The sequence below is a fragment of the Cutibacterium namnetense genome, assembly GCF_001642025.1.
Classification (GTDB): Bacteria; Actinomycetota; Actinomycetes; order Propionibacteriales; family Propionibacteriaceae; genus Cutibacterium; species Cutibacterium namnetense.
Genome location: NZ_LWHO01000001.1, coordinates 384,110 through 400,033 on the forward strand (window position 1 = coordinate 384,110; position 15,924 = coordinate 400,033).

Annotated in this window: 16 protein-coding genes and 1 pseudogene; 13 read left to right on the forward strand and 4 right to left on the reverse strand. The window is 61.4% G+C overall.

The annotated features are described in order from the left end of the window. Positions 1 to 121: 121 nt before the first annotated feature. Together A5483_RS01580 and A5483_RS01585 are read left to right on the forward strand one after the other, a co-directional pair. Entirely contained in the window at positions 122 to 1,471 is a 1,350-nt protein-coding gene (locus tag A5483_RS01580; RefSeq protein WP_002549567.1) for a flavin monoamine oxidase family protein, read from the forward strand. Positions 1,472 to 1,689: 218 nt separating this feature from the next. Continuing rightward, complete coding sequence (locus tag A5483_RS01585) at positions 1,690 to 2,643, forward strand: hypothetical protein (protein WP_063810950.1); 954 nt, start codon at positions 1,690 to 1,692, stop codon at positions 2,641 to 2,643. A 17-nt stretch (positions 2,644 to 2,660) separates the two neighbouring features. Here the strand turns inward: A5483_RS01585 and A5483_RS01590 are convergent, their stop codons facing one another. From A5483_RS01590 to A5483_RS01600, 3 genes are all read right to left on the reverse strand, one after another. Continuing rightward, complete coding sequence (locus tag A5483_RS01590) at positions 2,661 to 3,146, reverse strand: SixA phosphatase family protein (protein WP_042842914.1); 486 nt, start codon at positions 3,144 to 3,146, stop codon at positions 2,661 to 2,663. Positions 3,147 to 3,260: 114 nt separating this feature from the next. Further along, the gene (locus A5483_RS01595) at positions 3,261 to 4,274 is read right to left on the reverse strand and encodes a TRM11 family SAM-dependent methyltransferase (protein WP_063810951.1); all 1,014 of its coding nucleotides are present in this window, start codon (positions 4,272 to 4,274) and stop codon (positions 3,261 to 3,263) included. Between the two features lie 113 nt (positions 4,275 to 4,387). Further along, positions 4,388 to 4,942, reverse strand: a complete 555-nt coding sequence (locus tag A5483_RS01600) for an inorganic diphosphatase (protein WP_002549556.1) — start codon at positions 4,940 to 4,942, stop codon at positions 4,388 to 4,390. Between the two features lie 127 nt (positions 4,943 to 5,069). On the opposite strand from A5483_RS01600, the gene dacB reads away from it, so the two are divergent. The 10 genes from dacB to A5483_RS01650 all read left to right on the forward strand — a co-directional run bounded on the left by dacB (position 5,070) and on the right by A5483_RS01650 (position 14,073). Next, the gene (gene dacB, locus A5483_RS01605) at positions 5,070 to 6,443 is read left to right on the forward strand and encodes a D-alanyl-D-alanine carboxypeptidase/D-alanyl-D-alanine endopeptidase (RefSeq protein ID WP_063810806.1); all 1,374 of its coding nucleotides are present in this window, start codon (positions 5,070 to 5,072) and stop codon (positions 6,441 to 6,443) included. Continuing rightward, complete coding sequence (gene tilS / locus A5483_RS01610) at positions 6,443 to 7,378, forward strand: tRNA lysidine(34) synthetase TilS (RefSeq protein WP_063810952.1); 936 nt, start codon at positions 6,443 to 6,445, stop codon at positions 7,376 to 7,378. Before dacB ends, tilS begins: the two co-directional genes overlap by 1 nt. A gap of 27 nt (positions 7,379 to 7,405) precedes the next feature. Then, positions 7,406 to 7,960, forward strand: a complete 555-nt coding sequence (gene hpt / locus A5483_RS01615; RefSeq protein ID WP_002549574.1) for a hypoxanthine phosphoribosyltransferase — start codon at positions 7,406 to 7,408, stop codon at positions 7,958 to 7,960. Between the two features lie 144 nt (positions 7,961 to 8,104). Beyond that, complete coding sequence (gene ftsH, locus A5483_RS01620) at positions 8,105 to 10,264, forward strand: ATP-dependent zinc metalloprotease FtsH (protein ID WP_063810807.1); 2,160 nt, start codon at positions 8,105 to 8,107, stop codon at positions 10,262 to 10,264. A 54-nt stretch (positions 10,265 to 10,318) separates the two neighbouring features. Continuing rightward, positions 10,319 to 10,900, forward strand: a complete 582-nt coding sequence (gene folE, locus A5483_RS01625; RefSeq protein WP_063810808.1) for a GTP cyclohydrolase I FolE — start codon at positions 10,319 to 10,321, stop codon at positions 10,898 to 10,900. A gap of 43 nt (positions 10,901 to 10,943) precedes the next feature. Continuing rightward, positions 10,944 to 11,792, forward strand: coding sequence for a dihydropteroate synthase (gene folP, locus A5483_RS01630; RefSeq protein WP_063810809.1), 849 nt, complete (start codon positions 10,944 to 10,946; stop codon positions 11,790 to 11,792). A 77-nt stretch (positions 11,793 to 11,869) separates the two neighbouring features. After that, entirely contained in the window at positions 11,870 to 12,232 is a 363-nt protein-coding gene (gene folB, locus A5483_RS01635; protein ID WP_063810810.1) for a dihydroneopterin aldolase, read from the forward strand. Further along, positions 12,229 to 12,786, forward strand: a complete 558-nt coding sequence (gene folK, locus A5483_RS01640; RefSeq protein ID WP_082863961.1) for a 2-amino-4-hydroxy-6-hydroxymethyldihydropteridine diphosphokinase — start codon at positions 12,229 to 12,231, stop codon at positions 12,784 to 12,786. Before folB ends, folK begins: the two co-directional genes overlap by 4 nt. After that, positions 12,783 to 13,322 (forward strand): DUF3180 domain-containing protein, encoded by a 540-nt coding sequence (locus A5483_RS01645; protein WP_063810811.1) that lies wholly within the window; start codon positions 12,783 to 12,785, stop codon positions 13,320 to 13,322. Before folK ends, A5483_RS01645 begins: the two co-directional genes overlap by 4 nt. A 73-nt stretch (positions 13,323 to 13,395) precedes the next feature. Next, a complete protein-coding gene (locus tag A5483_RS01650) occupies positions 13,396 to 14,073 on the forward strand; it encodes a hypothetical protein (RefSeq protein ID WP_002549456.1) in 678 nt (225 codons plus the stop codon). A 70-nt stretch (positions 14,074 to 14,143) separates the two neighbouring features. Here A5483_RS01650 and A5483_RS01655 read toward each other — a convergent pair. Beyond that, positions 14,144 to 15,335, reverse strand: a pseudogene (locus tag A5483_RS01655) (NADH-quinone oxidoreductase subunit D-related protein). 137 nt (positions 15,336 to 15,472) lie between these two features. Here A5483_RS01655 and A5483_RS01660 point away from each other — a divergent pair. Further along, a complete protein-coding gene (locus A5483_RS01660) occupies positions 15,473 to 15,790 on the forward strand; it encodes a histone-like nucleoid-structuring protein Lsr2 (RefSeq protein WP_002549482.1) in 318 nt (105 codons plus the stop codon). Positions 15,791 to 15,924: the final 134 nt, after the last annotated feature.

Genomic DNA, 15,924 nt, shown 5'->3' on the forward strand with positions numbered 1-15,924 from the left:
CGATCGGGCAGGGCCGACGCTCAGCCCGTCATCCACGCCAGGTACGATCAACTCACCACGATTCATCGGTTACGGTCCGGCGATACGGTTCGGTCCGTCCAGCGGAATTGCAAGGGGACGCATGTACGACAGCATCATCATTGGCGCGGGTCTAGCCGGACTCACGGCTGCTGAAGAGCTCGCATCCGCAGGACACTCGGTGGTGGTCCTGGAAGCTCGAGCTCGGGTAGGCGGTCGGTTGGAGAACGCCGAGTTGTCCGACGGACAGGTCGTTGAACTGGGGGGCCAGTGGGTTGGAGAAGGGCATGAGGAACTTCGCTCTCTCCTTTCCTCACAGGGGCTGGAACTAGTTGATTCCACTGACGGTGACGTCGTCGTCAAGGCCAGGGGCAGGGTCTCGCACGTGACGAATTCGTCCGGGCCGTCGGCTCATTCTCTCAGCCCCTTCGAATTGGCCGACCTCGGTCAAGGGCTGCTGAGGTTCCGTCGTCTGGCTGATCGTGTTGCCAATAACAAGGGCTGGGCGGCTGCTAATGCTACTTGGCTGAGCCAGTCGCTGAACCAGTGGACAGTCTCGAACGTTCGTACCGACGCTGGTCGCGGCTACATCATGGACCTCTTCGGTCGAGCCTTTGGTGTCTCTCCCGATGACACCACCCTTGTTGACGGTTTGGCTAAGGCCAACGCCGGTGTGGACTTGGAGTCTTTCGTCGCCGTCAACGGCGGGCTCAAGCAGCAGCGCGTCAAGGGCGGGGTTGCTCAGGTTGCCTGCAATCTCGCCGAGCGTCTCGGTGACGATCTTAAACTTTCTAGCCCGGTCCGATCCGTTCATAGTGACGACGATGGCGTCACCGTCACCACTGTCGACGGCACGGCCTACCAGGGGCGTAGCGTCATCGTCACCGTGCCGCCACGGCTGCTTAAGGGCATTAATTTTGAGCCAGCGTTGCCTGCCGAGCGCCTCGAGTTGGCCGACAAGGTGCCGGCCGGCAATGTCATCAAGGCCTACCTGGTCTACGACAGCCCGTGGTGGCGAACTTCTGGTGCTTCCGGCCAGATGGGTGCTGACGAGGGCGCTGTCCGCGTCGTTTTCGATACGTCTGACGACGAGACCGGCAAGGGCATCCTGATGGGCTTCTTCGAAGGCACCGAGGCTTCCAGCTACGGGAAGCTTTCGGTCGGCCTGCGTCAACGCGCTTTCGAAGAGGTCGTCGAGTCGGCCTTCGGTAAGGCCCCTAACTCGCCGATCGAGTACCTTGACCGCGACTGGCTCGCTGAGCCCTATACCGGCGGGTGCCACGGAGCCCACTTCGCTCCCAGCCTATGGACGACCACGGGGCCGATCCTTGCCGAGCCGCTGGGGCGGGTACTTTTCGCCGGAGCTGAATACGCCTCTTCCTTCAACGGCTATATGGAGGGTGCGCTGCGCGCTGGTGCTCGTGCTGCTCAGGAGGCCGTCGACCTTTTGTGAGTCGGCTCGCAACTCAAAGACCAGGCCACTGATCTCTGCGGCGAATCGCGCCACAGGGGTAGCGGCAATGTGACAGGGCGAAGGATGCCCTATCCTTGAGCAGCCACTCATGGACGGAGATGAGAATGTTTTGTGCGCGATGCGGCACCCAGGTGGGTGCGCACGATGCAGCCTGCCATCAGTGCGGACTGAACTTGCGTTTACCCGGTGCTGTGCGCATGACTTATCCCGGTTCCGGTGACGAGACGCGTGTCGAGAGCCCGGTGGGCGAGGGGGAGTTCCCGACGCGGGAGATCCCCCGGGTGCAAACGCCCTCAGAACCACTGGACCGGGAGGACTCGATGCCAACTCAGCAGTGGCAGGACTCCATGCCAACCCAGCAGTGGCAGGCTCAGGACTCGATGCCGACTCAGCAATGGACTCCCACTAGCCAGCTGGGGTGGCAGCAGCCTCCGCAAGGGCAAGACGGGGATCCGGGGGACTACCAGATGCCCGACGATTGGTTCCGTGACCCAGAGGCTGAGCGCACCCAGGCGATGGCGACGGTTCCTGAAAATCCCGTCTTTACCCCTCCGCCGCCGCCGTCGGCGCCAGCCGTGGCGTACCCGCCGCTACCTTCAGATGACTCCTCGCGTCACCGCAACGTGCTGATTGGTTTAGTGGTGGGCTTATTAGTGCTGATTGTTCTGGGAGCTGTGCTGCTATTTGCTGGCGGCATCAAGGGGGGATCAGGTGGCGAGCCTGTTTCGGTCGCGACCCCGTCGGTCAGCTCACAGCCCGAGCAGTCTTCCTCGGAGGACCCGCAGATGGGGGCGACCTCGATCAACGCCACCCCGAGCTTCCTGACAACCTCGCCCGCGTCATCGAATCCAGTCCCATCAAGCCCAGCTCCATCGAGCCCGCAGTCTCCGGCATCGAGCGCTCGTCAGGTGGCTGATAAGCTGCCTGATCGAGACACCATCTGTTCCTCGTCGGTTGGTGCAGTTGGCGCGACATCGTGCCCATTCGCCCTTCAGGTGGCTGCTGCCATCCCGCCGGGCGCCCAGGGCGACTATGAGGTGGAGGCCCATAGCCCAGTGACGGGCAAGGACTACACCATGAAGTGCAAGACGCAGGAGACCTACACCGTCTGCACTGGTGGCATTGCCGCGGAAGTTCACATTCTGCGCTGAGAGCGCAGATCCTGAAATCACATCGGGCGCTGAACTCCAGCGAGCCGCACCTTGTCGAAGTGTTCGTTAGTGAGGTCAGCCCACGCGCCGTCGACTTCCACCTCGGTGAGGGTTGCGGGCGGGTACCAACAGCCGACTTCATCCTCGGCGCCACTCATAGCGGCAAGTTGCGCTGCCAGTCCGGGGATCGTCGGAGCATGGGCGATGATGAGCAGGTTATCCACATCGTCACCGATTTCTCCGATGCGCTGACGCATAGTGTCAGTGTCACAGTAGTAGAGGGCTCGCATGAATTCGACCGGGCAATCTAGTTGGAGGCAGTCCCAGGTTTGGCGGGTTCGTAGCGCGTCGGATACTAGAGCGTGTCCCACATTGCGCAGCCCTAACCGCTCACCGACCTCGCGGGCCTGACGCCGTCCCACGTCGGTGAGTGGACGTTCCCGATCTCCACCCGGAGCATGGGATGCCGGCTGTGCGTGTCTCATGAGGAATAGCGTGTGCATGGATCTATCGTTGCACCCCGTCGTTGCCGTAGCTTGACGATGGTGGCATGCCGCTAACGGTGACGAGGCGCGTAACTACCTGCTGAACGCTTCGGGACCCGAGCCGAGGCCGGTTCAGGCTTTGACAGCGACGATGAGGTCGCGGTGTATTGCCGAATCGACGCGGTGGCTGAACTGACGCCACAAGTCATCGTCAAGCGGTGTCAGGCCAGCGGCAGACAGAGTCGCTACCAGGTGCTCTCGAGACAAACCTAGGGTGTTCCACGACATACCTAGCGCGCCGCCGTGACGCAGCTGCCCAGCCCATACCGGGATGGCCTCGCCTAACAGCTCGGTAGGAGAGCGACGTCGAGTCGTTCCGCTGTGGGAGCCATGCACTACGCCGTAGGGAGCGTCGGTGACGATGGCGTCGAAGGTTTTGCGGCCCCACAACATTGCCGAATCGACGGCGTCGCCAGTAAAAACACCCATAGTCAAAGGTTCTGCCTTCGGCAGGCGCACCTCAGCGTCGAACCGCTTGCCAAGCGAATGGCCGTTACGTCGCACTGGATGCGTGCCGCAGCTGTGCTTGAGGCGTTTGCGACGCAGCCACGTGGTGATGTGTGCAGCGAGCGCCTCGACGGCTTTGGCGTCCTGCTCGACACCGAAGCCGTTGTGTCCGGCCCTCCAGGCGCATCCCAGCGTCGTGCCGCGCCCGGCCAGCGGGTCGAGGACAGCTAGCCGTTGGCCCTCGTCACGACGGGTTGCGCAGCGGCCTTCCAGACTGGCGAGAGTGAGGTTGAGCAGTAGTCGGGTGAACTGCTCATTGGTCTTGCCCCGGTACTTCGGGATGGTGACGAGGTCCTCATCCAGGACGTCAAGCGCCGGCAGCTCGAGTGGAGCCAGCAGGTCACCGCGGTACTCAAAACAGGCCAGAGCTGCCGAGGATCCCGCCACCGCGGCCAGGTCGGCCGGCTGGAGGGGACCCTCGCTGCGAACCGACAGGTACTCGACTCCGGCTACGGTCACCGGGGCAACTGATGTGGCGGTGGGACAGGTGAGGGACAGCTCTGCGGCGCACAGTCGTCCCGCCTGCCCGGCATAGACGTGGTTTGCCGCAGGGGCAAGCAGGACCAGGGATTCGGACATGGATGACATTGTGTCATGAACAGTATTTGGCACCCGCAGCAATGCGGGTGCCAAACGCTTATGACATCACGACTCGCGGCCCGCAGTCGGGGCGGTACCGGGGCGCGAGCCGATCAGGCGGTCTGCGGGTGTTCGTAGGAGGTGCCCTTGGCGCGCTCGAAGGAAGCCAGGATCTCGGCCTCAGCCTCGTCATGACCGGTCCAGGTGGCTCCCTCAACCGACTTTCCGGGCTCCAGGTCTTTGTAGACCGTGAAGAAGTGCTCGATCTCCATGAGGGTCATGCTGCCAACGTCGTCAAGGTCGGTGAGGCCGGCACGGCGGGGGTCATCCGCGGGCACGCACAGCACCTTGTCGTCGCCGCCCATCTCGTCTTGCATCTGGAACATAGCCAGTGCGCGGCATTCGATGAGGCAGCCCGGGAACGTGGGTTCCGTCAGCAGGACAAGGGCGTCCAGCGGGTCGCCGTCCTCGCCGAGAGTGCCCTCGATGTATCCGTAGTCGTACGGGTACTGCGTAGAGGTGAACAAGGTGCGGTCGAGACGGATACGACCAGTCTCATGATCCATCTCGTACTTGTTCTTGTTGCCACGTGGAATCTCGATCGTCACATCAAAATGCAAGCTCTCGGGCTGATCTCCCTGGAATGGGTTAGTGAAATCGTCGGTCACGAGGGGCCCCTCTTCTTGTATTGGACACGGTGATGATCGACACTGTATCCGTTTGCAGGAGGGATTTTTCGTGCCACACCCAGATCAACCTAAGCCGAAACCAGCTACGTCGGCACCACGGCGGCGCATGCCGGCATGGGTACCCGTTACGGTCGGCGTCGCAGTGACCGTCATTGTCGTCCTTGCAGTTATCGTCAGTGCCCTGCGGAGCGGGTCACCTACGGGCCAGGCCGGAGGCGGTATCTTTCACCACCACGACGGTAACACCGCCCAGGCGGTGCAACCGGGACGAGGGGTTGTCGCGGCAGCGGCGCCGACGACGCCGTCGGCCAAGCCGATCGCGGCCACGATCGCTAATCGCGTCAAATCTGCAGGTGCAGCCCCTGGTGTGCTGGGTGCCGACATTATGGATGCGGCGACCGGCGAGGTCCTCTACCAGTCGGGTCAGGATTCCCTTCTGACCCCAGCCTCGAACCTCAAAGTACTTACTGCGATTGCGCTGCTGGATTGCACTGACGCCGGGCATCGTTACACGACGAAGGTCGTTGCTAATGGGTCTGCACTGACCCTGGTCGGCGGTGGTGACCCCTACCTGCGCTCGAAGCCTTCGGCCACGCAACCCGAGTACCCGTCGATGGAAGACCTGGCCAAGCGTACGGCGGCGGCTCTTAAGAAGGCGGGGACGACGAAGGTCACCGTCAACTTCGACGACACCCTGTTTACCGGACCGGATTGGAACGCGGCTTGGCCGGTCGACAACTACTCTGAGGAAGTCACTCCAATTACGTCATTGTGGGTCGACGAGGGAATGATCAACAACAGCCCATGGAATCGCAGCAAGACGCCTGCCCTACTTGCCACGAACTCCTTCATTGGCTCACTTCGTAGCGCTGGGATCACGGTAAATGGATCGGTTGCCCGTCACAAGGCTGACGGATCTGCCAAGGAGATTGCGGCGGTGCAGTCGATTCCGGTGGAGGACCTCGTCACCCGCACCCTGGAGGAGTCAGACAACTCTGCCGCCGAGGTTTTGAGCCGACAGATGGCTCTTGCTAGTGGCAAGCCGGGAACCTTTGCTGGTGGTTCCCAAGCTCTCGAGCAGCACCTCAAGAACATGGGGGTGTGGCAGGATGGTGCGGTCGTTCAGGATGGATCGGGGTTGTCAAAGGGCAATCGGATCACCGCGTCCATGCTGTCTCGTGCCTGGCGCAAGGCGCTGACGACCCTGAAGCTCCAGCCGGTCGCGAATGCGGTACCAGTGGGGCGGGTTTCTGGGACTTTGCACAAGCGATTTTCGGATCCGAGCACGGCAGCCGGACGCGGTGTCGTTCACGCCAAGACGGGCAGTCTGCAGGGAGTCATTTCGATGTCGGGGTGGTTGCGTGACGCCGACGGACGAATTTTGGTGGCTTCCTTCATCGTCAATCAGACTGACGGCAGAGCCCGATCGTGGCTCGACGTCGTCTACGGCAATGTGGCCGGGTGCGGCTGTACCCGCTGATGGCACGACGTGAATTAGGGCCAGCAGCACTGACAGTCGCCCAGGCCGTCGAGCGGATGGTGCGAGGGGTTGATCGCTTCGTCGTCGGGTGCTCGGGCGGGGCGGACTCGCTGGCCTTGGCGTTGGCATCGAGGTGGGCGTCGCGTCGGTGTGGATCTGGTGTGAGGGTCGTCATTGTCGACCATCAATTGCAGCTGGGATCTGACGAGGTGGCCGAGCGGACCCGGAAGTTGCTGGCCAGGCGCGGCATGGATGCTTGTGTGCGTCGTGTCGACGTTGACGCCGATGACCCTGACGGCCCCGAGGCGGCGGCCCGGACTGCTCGTCGGGCAGCGCTGCTTGACGTTGCTGGGGAGGAGCCGGTGCTGCTCGGTCATACCCTTGACGATCAGGCCGAGCAAGTGCTGCTGTCTTTGGCGAGAGGCTCGGGGGCGACGTCGCTGGCAGGTATTCGACCGCGGTCCGGCCAGTTTTGGCATCCGCTGTTAGAGGTGCGACGGGACCAGACGGTGCAGGCATGTCGGGAGTGGGAGGTCGAGCCGTGGCAGGACCCCCATAATGGGGATCCACGGTTTCTGCGCTCCCGGGTACGCACGGAGCTCATGCCGGTCATGACAGAGGTGCTGGGCCCGGAGGTAGCAGCTTCCCTCGCTCGCAGCGCGACGTTGTTGGCGGGGGAAGACGAGGTTATTGCCAGGGTCGCCCGGATGTGGGCGGATGAGCACGAGGTGAGCGCCAACGAATTGCCCGGTCTGCGTGGGGTTGAGGTCGGTCTGGCGCGCCGTGTTGTCAAGGGATGGCTGCCGGAGGCGAGGATGGTGCATGTTGACGCCGTCTTGGGCCTGTTGGAAGGGCCTGGTGGTGCTGGTGTGGACGTTCCGGGAGGCCGTGTCGAGGTGAGACAAGGGACTCTGCATCTAACCCGGCGTCGGTGACGGCACATGAGTCGCTAGGCTGATCACGTGCGAGCTTCTGACATTCCTGGAGATTTCGACCACGTTTTGTACACCGAGGAACAGGTGGCCTCCCGTATCCGCGAGGTCGCTGCCCAGATCGACGCTGACTACGCCGGGCGAGAAATCCTTATGGTTGGCCTGCTCAATGGCGCAGTGATGACGATGGCGGACCTGTGCCGCGCGATGACCTCCCATATGTCCATGGACTGGATGGCTGTTTCGTCCTACGGGGCTGGGACTAAGTCCAGCGGCGTGGTGCGCATCCTTAAGGATCTCACCAAGGACATCGATGGCCGTGACATCCTCATTGTTGAAGACATCATCGACACTGGGCTGACGCTGAGCTACTTGGTGCAGAACTTGCGTAGTCGCAATCCGAACTCGATTGAGGTTATGGCGATGTTCCGCAAGCCGGAGGCTGTTACCTGCCCGCTGGATGTCAAATACGTCGGGTTCGATATCCCTAACGAGTTCGTCGTCGGATATGGCCTTGACTATGCCGATAGGTACCGCAACCTTACGGATGTGGCGACGCTGGCACCGCACGTCTACAAGTCTTGAGGCGCGTGATCTCGAGCCGGGACGCCGTGTCGATGGACTTTTTTGCTCTGAGCTGGCTGCGGAACGGGGCAAGGAGGGCTAACTGTTGTCATGCGCTGGTATCGTGACGCTCTGAGTCCCACCCATCATGCCTCTAGGTAGTCTATGAAAAACGCGTCCCGCATCTTCAAAGGTCCTCTGATCTGGATCCTGTTGTGCATCGGCTTGATCATCGTGTTCTTACAGTTCGCCGGGTCAGGGAACGGGTACAAAGACATCCCGACCTCTGAGGCTGTCAGTATCATCAACAGCTCTAAGAAGCTGGATAGCGTCACGCTGACTGACGGTGACCAGGTCATCAAGATCACGGAGAACGACAACAAGAAATATCGCTCGTACTGGGTTGGTAACCAGTCCGATCAGCTCGTTGACAAGCTCAACAGCCGGGTCGAGGCGAAGACGCTGAAGTCGTGGCAGGGTGAGAACCCCGGGCAGAGCATCTGGAAGGCTCTGCTCATCAACTTCTTGCCCTTCATCATCATCCTGCTGTTCTTCTTGTGGGCCATGAATGCGGCACAGGGTATGGGCGGCCGCGGCGGCGTCATGGGATTTGGTAAATCCAAGGCCAAGGTGGGCAGTAAGGACACCCCCAAATCGACTTTTGCCGACGTCGCTGGCTGTCAGGAAGCGATCGACGAGCTGCAGGAGATCCGCGAATTCCTCGCTGAGCCCGCGAAGTTCCAGCGGGTGGGGGCCAAGATCCCCAAGGGCGTGCTGCTGTATGGCCCGCCTGGTACCGGTAAGACTCTCTTGGCTCGTGCGGTGGCCGGCGAGGCTGGGGTGCCGTTCTTCTCGATCTCAGGCTCGGACTTTGTCGAGATGTTTGTCGGTGTTGGTGCCTCCCGAGTGCGTGACCTTTTTGAGCAGGCCAAGGAGGCCGCTCCGGCCATTATCTTCATTGATGAGATTGACGCCGTCGGTCGTCACCGGGGTGCCGGTATGGGCGGCGGCCACGACGAGCGTGAGCAGACCCTGAACCAGTTGCTCGTCGAGATGGACGGCTTCGACGTCCACGGTGGCGTCATCTTGATCGCGGCGACGAACCGCCCTGACGTTCTTGATCCGGCTCTGCTGCGTCCTGGGCGCTTCGACCGTCAGATCGCAGTAGAGGCCCCGGATCTCGATGGCCGTCTTAAGATTCTCAAAGTCCACGCCCACGGTAAGCCCATGGCTGACAACGTCGACCTGGCGTCGATTGCCCGTCGTACCCCTGGCATGACGGGTGCTGATCTGGCTAACGTCCTCAACGAGGCCGCATTGCTGACGGCTCGTGCCAACCTGCCGGTGATTGGTAACGCTGAGTTGGATGAGGCTATCGATCGTGTTATCGCTGGGCCGCAGAAGAAGACTCGTCTGATGAACGAGCATGAGCGCTTGGTGACCGCCTATCACGAAGGTGGTCACGCCCTGGTGGCCGCGGCCATGCCCGGTACGGATCCGGTGCAGAAGATCACGATCCTGCCGCGTGGTCGGGCGCTGGGTTACACGATGGTCATGCCCGACTCTGATAAGTACTCCCAGACGCGCAGCGAGTTGTTGGACTCGATGGCGTACATGATGGGTGGTCGTGCGGCTGAGGAACTCATCTTTCATGATCCGTCGACGGGTGCCTCCAACGACATTGAGAAGGCCACCAAGGTGGCTCGTGCCCTCGTCACCCAGTACGGTCTGTCGGCTCGTGTCGGTACCGTACAGCTGGGATCCGGGGATACCGAGCCTTTCCTCGGTATGACTGCCGGACAGCAGCGTGACTACTCCGACGAGACTGCCAAGATTATTGACGACGAAGTGCGTGAACTTCTTGAAAATGCCCACCAGGAAGCTTTCGATTGCTTGGACGCCAACCGCGAGGTGCTCGACGAATTGGTGCGTCAGCTGTTCGCCAAGGAAACGCTGAGCAAGGCTGACGTCGCCGAGATTTTCAAGTCGCTCAAACGCTGGCCCGAGCGAGGTGCTTTCACCGGTTCGGACAGGCGTGTGCCCTCATCTATCCCGCCGGTTAAGCCGCCGCAGGTCGCTGGCGTGGCAGAGGATGCTCCGCAGGTCGACGCTCCGCGCCGTGGCGTCATTGCCCCACCGACTCCTGAACCGGGTGGGGATCTGCCAGGGGAGAACCCCGGTGAGTGGCAACCGCCGTCCGATTGGGAGCCGCCGAGTGTCGGGGGAGGCAAGCCACCTGAGCCGCCGAGCCCTGGACCGACGAATCCGGGTGAAGGCCCGCAGCCGCCGTCTAGCGGTAATCCCTGGAGCCCGCCTAGGTCCTAATAATCAACGGCCTGCCGCACAATCGCGGCAGGCCGTCGTTCTAGGCTGTCCGCTGTGAGTTCCACGAAATTGTCGGTTGACCGCGAGCGTGCCGCGGCAGCTATCCGTGAGTTCCTGCTGGCGATCGGCGAGGACCCCGACCGAGAGGGCCTGCGCGATACTCCGATGCGAGTGGCTAAGGCTGCCGAGGAGCTGTTCGGCGGGCTGAGCCAAGACCCAGGGGAGCTGCTGGCAACAACCTTCGACATCTGTCACGACGAGATGGTGCTGGTGCGTGACATCGAGCTGCAGTCGATGTGTGAGCACCACTTGCTGCCCTTCATCGGGGTAGCGCACGTCGGCTACATTCCGGCCAAGAACGGCCGGGTGACGGGGCTGAGCAAGATCGCCAGGCTGGTGGAGGTCTATGCGCGTCGCCCCCAGGTGCAGGAGAGGTTGACGACCCAGGTGGCCGACGCGTTGGTGGATCACTTGGACGCCCGCGGCGTGATCGTGGTCGTCGAGGCCGAGCATATGTGTATGACGACGAGAGGTGTCCGCAAGCCGGGAGCCCGGACGGTGACCTCTGCGGTACGCGGGATCCTGCGTAACTCGGCGACGCGAGCTGAGGCGATGGGGCTGATTACCGGGAGGTGAGGACGCCCCGTCGGATCCACCCAGGCGGGTCTACACTGCCGTCGTGATTTCCGTGGACCCCGCGAACACTCATCCGCATCCCGCCCGCACGCTCGTGATGGGTGTCATCAACGTCACCCCTAACTCCTTCTCTGACGGAGGCATGTGGGCCGATCCCGAGGTAGCCATTCGCCACGCCCGCGATCTCGTCGTCGAAGGAGCCGACATCATCGATGTCGGTGGCGAATCCACTCGTCCGGGCACCGAGCGCACCCCCGAGGACGAAGAGCTGCGTCGTGTTCTGCCTGTTGTCAAAGCCCTGGTTGCCGACGGGGTCACCGTTTCTGTCGACACCATGCGCGCCTCGGTAGCCAAAGCCGTTGTTGAGGCCGGAGCGAGCATTATCAATGACGTTTCTGGCGGCAAGGCTGAACCGGAGATCCTCGACGTTGCCGCCGACGCCGGTGTCGACTACGTCCTTATGCATTGGCGAGGTCAGTCCGCCACTATGCAGAATCTCGTCGACTATAACGACGTGGTCGCTGATGTCATCTCTGAGACTGCCCGGCAGGTTGACGCCGCCATGGCTGCCGGAATCGACCGTGAGCGCATCATTGTCGATCCGGGTATCGGTTTCTCTAAGACTGCTGAGCATAACTGGCAGCTCATCGACGCCGTCGACACTTTCCAGGATGGATTCACCGACCTTCGGGTCCTGTGGGGGGTTAGCCGGAAGCGCTTCCTGGGCCAACTCCTTGCCCGCAACGGGGAGGATCGTCCGGCCCGCGACCGCGACGCGAGCACTATGGCTTTATCGACTTATTTCGCCCTTCATCGCGCCTGGTGTGTGCGTACCCACGAGGTTCGGGCCAATCGGGACGCCGTGGAGACCGTCGCCCGTGTTCTTGCTTGACATCTGGCCACTTATTGATGCGGTATCCTACCCAATTGTTGACAAGCCTGATGGTGGCAAACAGGTAATCTTCCGTCATGGCCTACGGACAGATCACCCTAACGGGCATCCGTGCCCACGCGAACCACGGCGTGCTTGCTAGTGAGCGGGAACTCGGGCAGCCTTTCAGCGTCGACGTCACCCTCGACGTCGACATGGACACCGACTCTGACGACCTCACTCACGCCGTCAACTATGCGACAGTCGCACAGCAGGTGCTCAACATTCTCACCGGGGAACCGGTGGGTCTTATCGAAGTCCTGGCTGGCAGGATCGCCGACACCGTTCTCGCGATCAGTCCGCGCGTCCGCTCCGCCCAGGTAACCGTCCATAAGCCACACGCCCCCGTGGGGGTTGCTCTCGACGACGTGGCCGTCACGTGCCGAAAGGATGCCGAGTGAGAACCGTATTTAGCCTGGGGTCCAATATGGAAGATCCCTTTGCCCATCTGCGAGACGCCGTCCGCCTGATCGCCGAAACTCCCGGTATCCACGATGTCGTCGTTTCGCCTGTCTATGTCACCACTGCCGTCGGGGGAGTGGACCAGGACGACTTCCTCAACCTCGTCGTCGTCGCGACAAGTGATCTTCCTCCGTCAGTCTTGTTGGAGCGTGCTCACGTCATCGAGGAGGCCCATGGGCGCGAGCGCACTATCCCGAACGGTCCCCGCACCCTTGACGTTGACCTCATTCGTGTCGGCGACGAAACCGTCACCACCGACGAATTGACCCTCCCGCACCCCCGTGCGCATGAGCGCGCCTTCGTCCTCGTGCCGTGGCGTGACGCCGACCCTGAGGCGGAATTGCCCGGGTATGGCCGGATCGCCGATCTAGTGGACTCCTTCGATGCCGACAAGCTGGCCGATACCGTGAGGCCTTATCCGGGTCGCATTGACGTGGCTGGGGTCACCGTTGCGGGAAGATGGGACCACGGGTACGACGAGGAGGATGTATGACACGGAGCTTGCCACCTGAGTGGGATGACGACCGGCGATCTGGAGACGGCGGCGATCCTCAGGGCAACCTCGCTCCGACCGATTGGAAAGTCATCATCGTGGCTGCTTTGTGCGGGGCCGCCCTGGGATGGTTCGCGCTGAGCATTTACAAAATCAATGACGCCACCGTGCCGATTCTGCCATGGTCTTTGCCGGTGGTCATTCTTGTCGCTGCCATCGCAACGTGGGGGTACGCCCGGGTTTTCCGTGCCAAGGTTGTTGACCCAGAGCGTGAGGTCGAGGCGAGCCAAGGGCTCGTCTCGCTGGCATTGGGCAAGGCGATCGCCTTGTCTGGTGCTGCGTTTGTCGGCGCTTGCATCGTGTACGTGCTGACTTTCGTGTGGCACCTCAACATTCCCTACCCGCGGCAACGTGTTATTGTTGGCGGGGTCACGGCTGTCACCTGCGCCGTCTTGGCTTGGACTGGATGGTTTCTGGAGAATGCCTGTAAGGTTCCTAGGGGGCCCGAGGATCCCGACAAACGTCCTGAGGGGTGACGTCGGGTAGGATCGCGACTCGCCGGGATTTAGTACTTGACCACAGACTGTACTTGTGGTCTCCAGGCACGATATGATGATGCGCGTGAGCGGCGTGCATGATCTCAAACGGGTTGAAAAAGATACTGGCGAGCGCAAAGGCGTGCTCGCTATTCTCATTGTGGCAACGGTTGTTGCCGTTGTGTGCGGAGTGATCCCCTCCATTTGGGTGGTCCGGGCTGGTGTGCTCGTTGCCTTGGTGGGAGCTTGGGTTTCTGTTTTCATGGCGTGGCGCCAAGTTGATGCCATCCGCCACATGCACTTCGACGCTCTCAAAGAGCTTCGTCACGCTGCTTCGGAGCAGGAGAAGCGTCATCACGCCGAGTCCATGGAGATGATCGACACCTTCTCGCGCCGGGTTGGTTCTATCTCGAAGACTCTGGCTGATACCCGTGCCAAGCTCGATCGCGCCGAGAATGAGCTATCGACCCTCCGTGGCGACAAGGCCGCTTTGCAGTACAAGGTCACCGCTGGTAACAAGAAGGTTACTTCCCTCGAGATGCGTATTACCGAGCTGGAGACGGAGCTCGATGCTCTGCTGGCTGACGGCCGCTCTGGACGTCTGGCCACCCTGCGCACCGTTACTGATGCTGGCGTCCCTACCGCCGAAGAGATCTGGGGGGACGGCAACGACGCGACCATCGCTGATCTGTCTCGGGTTGTTTTCCCGCGCTTGTCCAATGAGTCTCGCGAGGCCCGTCGCCAGGCCTGACCCTTAATCAGCCCGCCAAGTGACGTGGGGCCCAGCTACCTTGCTGGGCCCCACGTCGTTGCTTCAGAGCTCACTTATCGAGGTCCCCCAGTGTCCATCCCAAGGAGGCGATGGCGGCCGTGACGTCGTCAACCCGAGTGCCGGGAAGCACGGCCTCCAAGACTTGAACGTTGGCGAAAGTGGGGGTGCGCAAAGCCATCCGCCACGGCGTCGTACCACCGCGGGACTCTAGAAGGTATCCGGCGCGTCCCCAGGGGGCTTCCATAGTGGTCCAGGTGCGTCCTCGAGGGGCCTTGATGGCGGTCGGCAGACGAGTTTCCAGCGGTCCGTCCACACTCGGCAGTCGGTCGAGGATCTGACGGCACAGGCTCGACGACACTATTGCGTCGTTACATAGCGTGGTTAGTCGTGAGTAGGCGTCACCCTGGGAATCTGTAGCGACGTCAGGCCAACTCAGTTCGTTGTAGACTGCGGCGCGCCTCCGGGTGTCTAGGTCGACTCCACTGGCCCGGGAAACGGGCCCTGACAGGCCGTAGCGATCGATCATATCCGCGGGGATGACGGCCACGCCGCGCACGCCGGTGGCGGCACCAAGAGCGGTATGCAGCCGCGGCACAAGCGCATCAGCTTCGTCGAGCCACGTGCCCAATGCGGGCTGCCATTCACTGACTGGATAGATCCGAAGCCCCCCGATACGGGTGATCATGGGATGGATGCGATTTCCAGAGCATCTCTGCCATACTCTTCGGGCGTTTTCAATAGTCGTAGCTATCGAATTTTCAAGGTCGGTATCATCACAGTGATGGCCTACCCATGACAAAAAATATGAGGTGTGAAGTGATTCTGCTGAACTCCGCAAGCAGGGTTCGTATCCACGCCACGCGAGTGGGGATGGTAATGCCCATCGCTTCCTCGATGGCATGAGCCGCGCCAGTCTCGCCGATGAATGGAGCTGTCCAGTCATGACGCGATGCAAGCATCGGAATCTGTCGGTAATCGCGAACTTCGAAGAGTTTTTCATCCCCGCGGTGGAGGTTGCCAATATTTATCCGTGAAGAGGTGATGAGACCGTCATCGACAGTTGTGGCGATAGTGACGAGCCCCGGCCGGCTGGGGTGAAGACGCCCGAGATCGAGTCGAGTTACCTCATATCCTCCACCAGAGTCGTCATCTGGGGATTGACGGGGATGCGTTAACGGCATCGACCCGACGACGAACAGGATCTTTCGTGGGGCACTGAACACATCTTGAGGATGCCGCATTGTGCGCCCGGATGCATCTTCGCGACAACGATTCGTCAGCAAAAAACTGAAGCTGCCTTGTGATTTTTGTGGACATGAACATAAACTGTTGTCAAAAGCCGAAGTTGTATCTGCGGCGCAAGCCTGAAAGGAATGCCATGGCACAGCGTGTGCGTGTTGATCTTGTTGATGATGTGGACGGAAGCCCAGCTGAGGAATCTGTCAATTTCGCTCTTGATGGCGTCAACTATGTGATTGACCTGTCCGTCGAGAACGCCTCCAAACTGCGCGATGATCTGTCCTTGTGGGTTGATCATGCTCGTCGTACTGGTGGCCGCCGTACTCGTGGTCGTCGCCCCACTGGGGGCCCGACCGCTAACGAGGTTCGTCAGTGGGCCAAGAGCCAGGGCTACGAGGTGTCGGAGCGCGGCCGTGTCTCCAATGAGATCCGCGAGGCCTACGAGCGCACTCACTGATTATCGTTATGCGACCGCCTGACAAGGCGTGTCAGTGGCGACGCCGGAGCAAGAGGGCTCCGGCGTCGCGCTGTTCCACCTGGGTTGTGCCAGCGGCGTAAACGGGTATCGCAGATCTGTCGGCAGCGGTTATT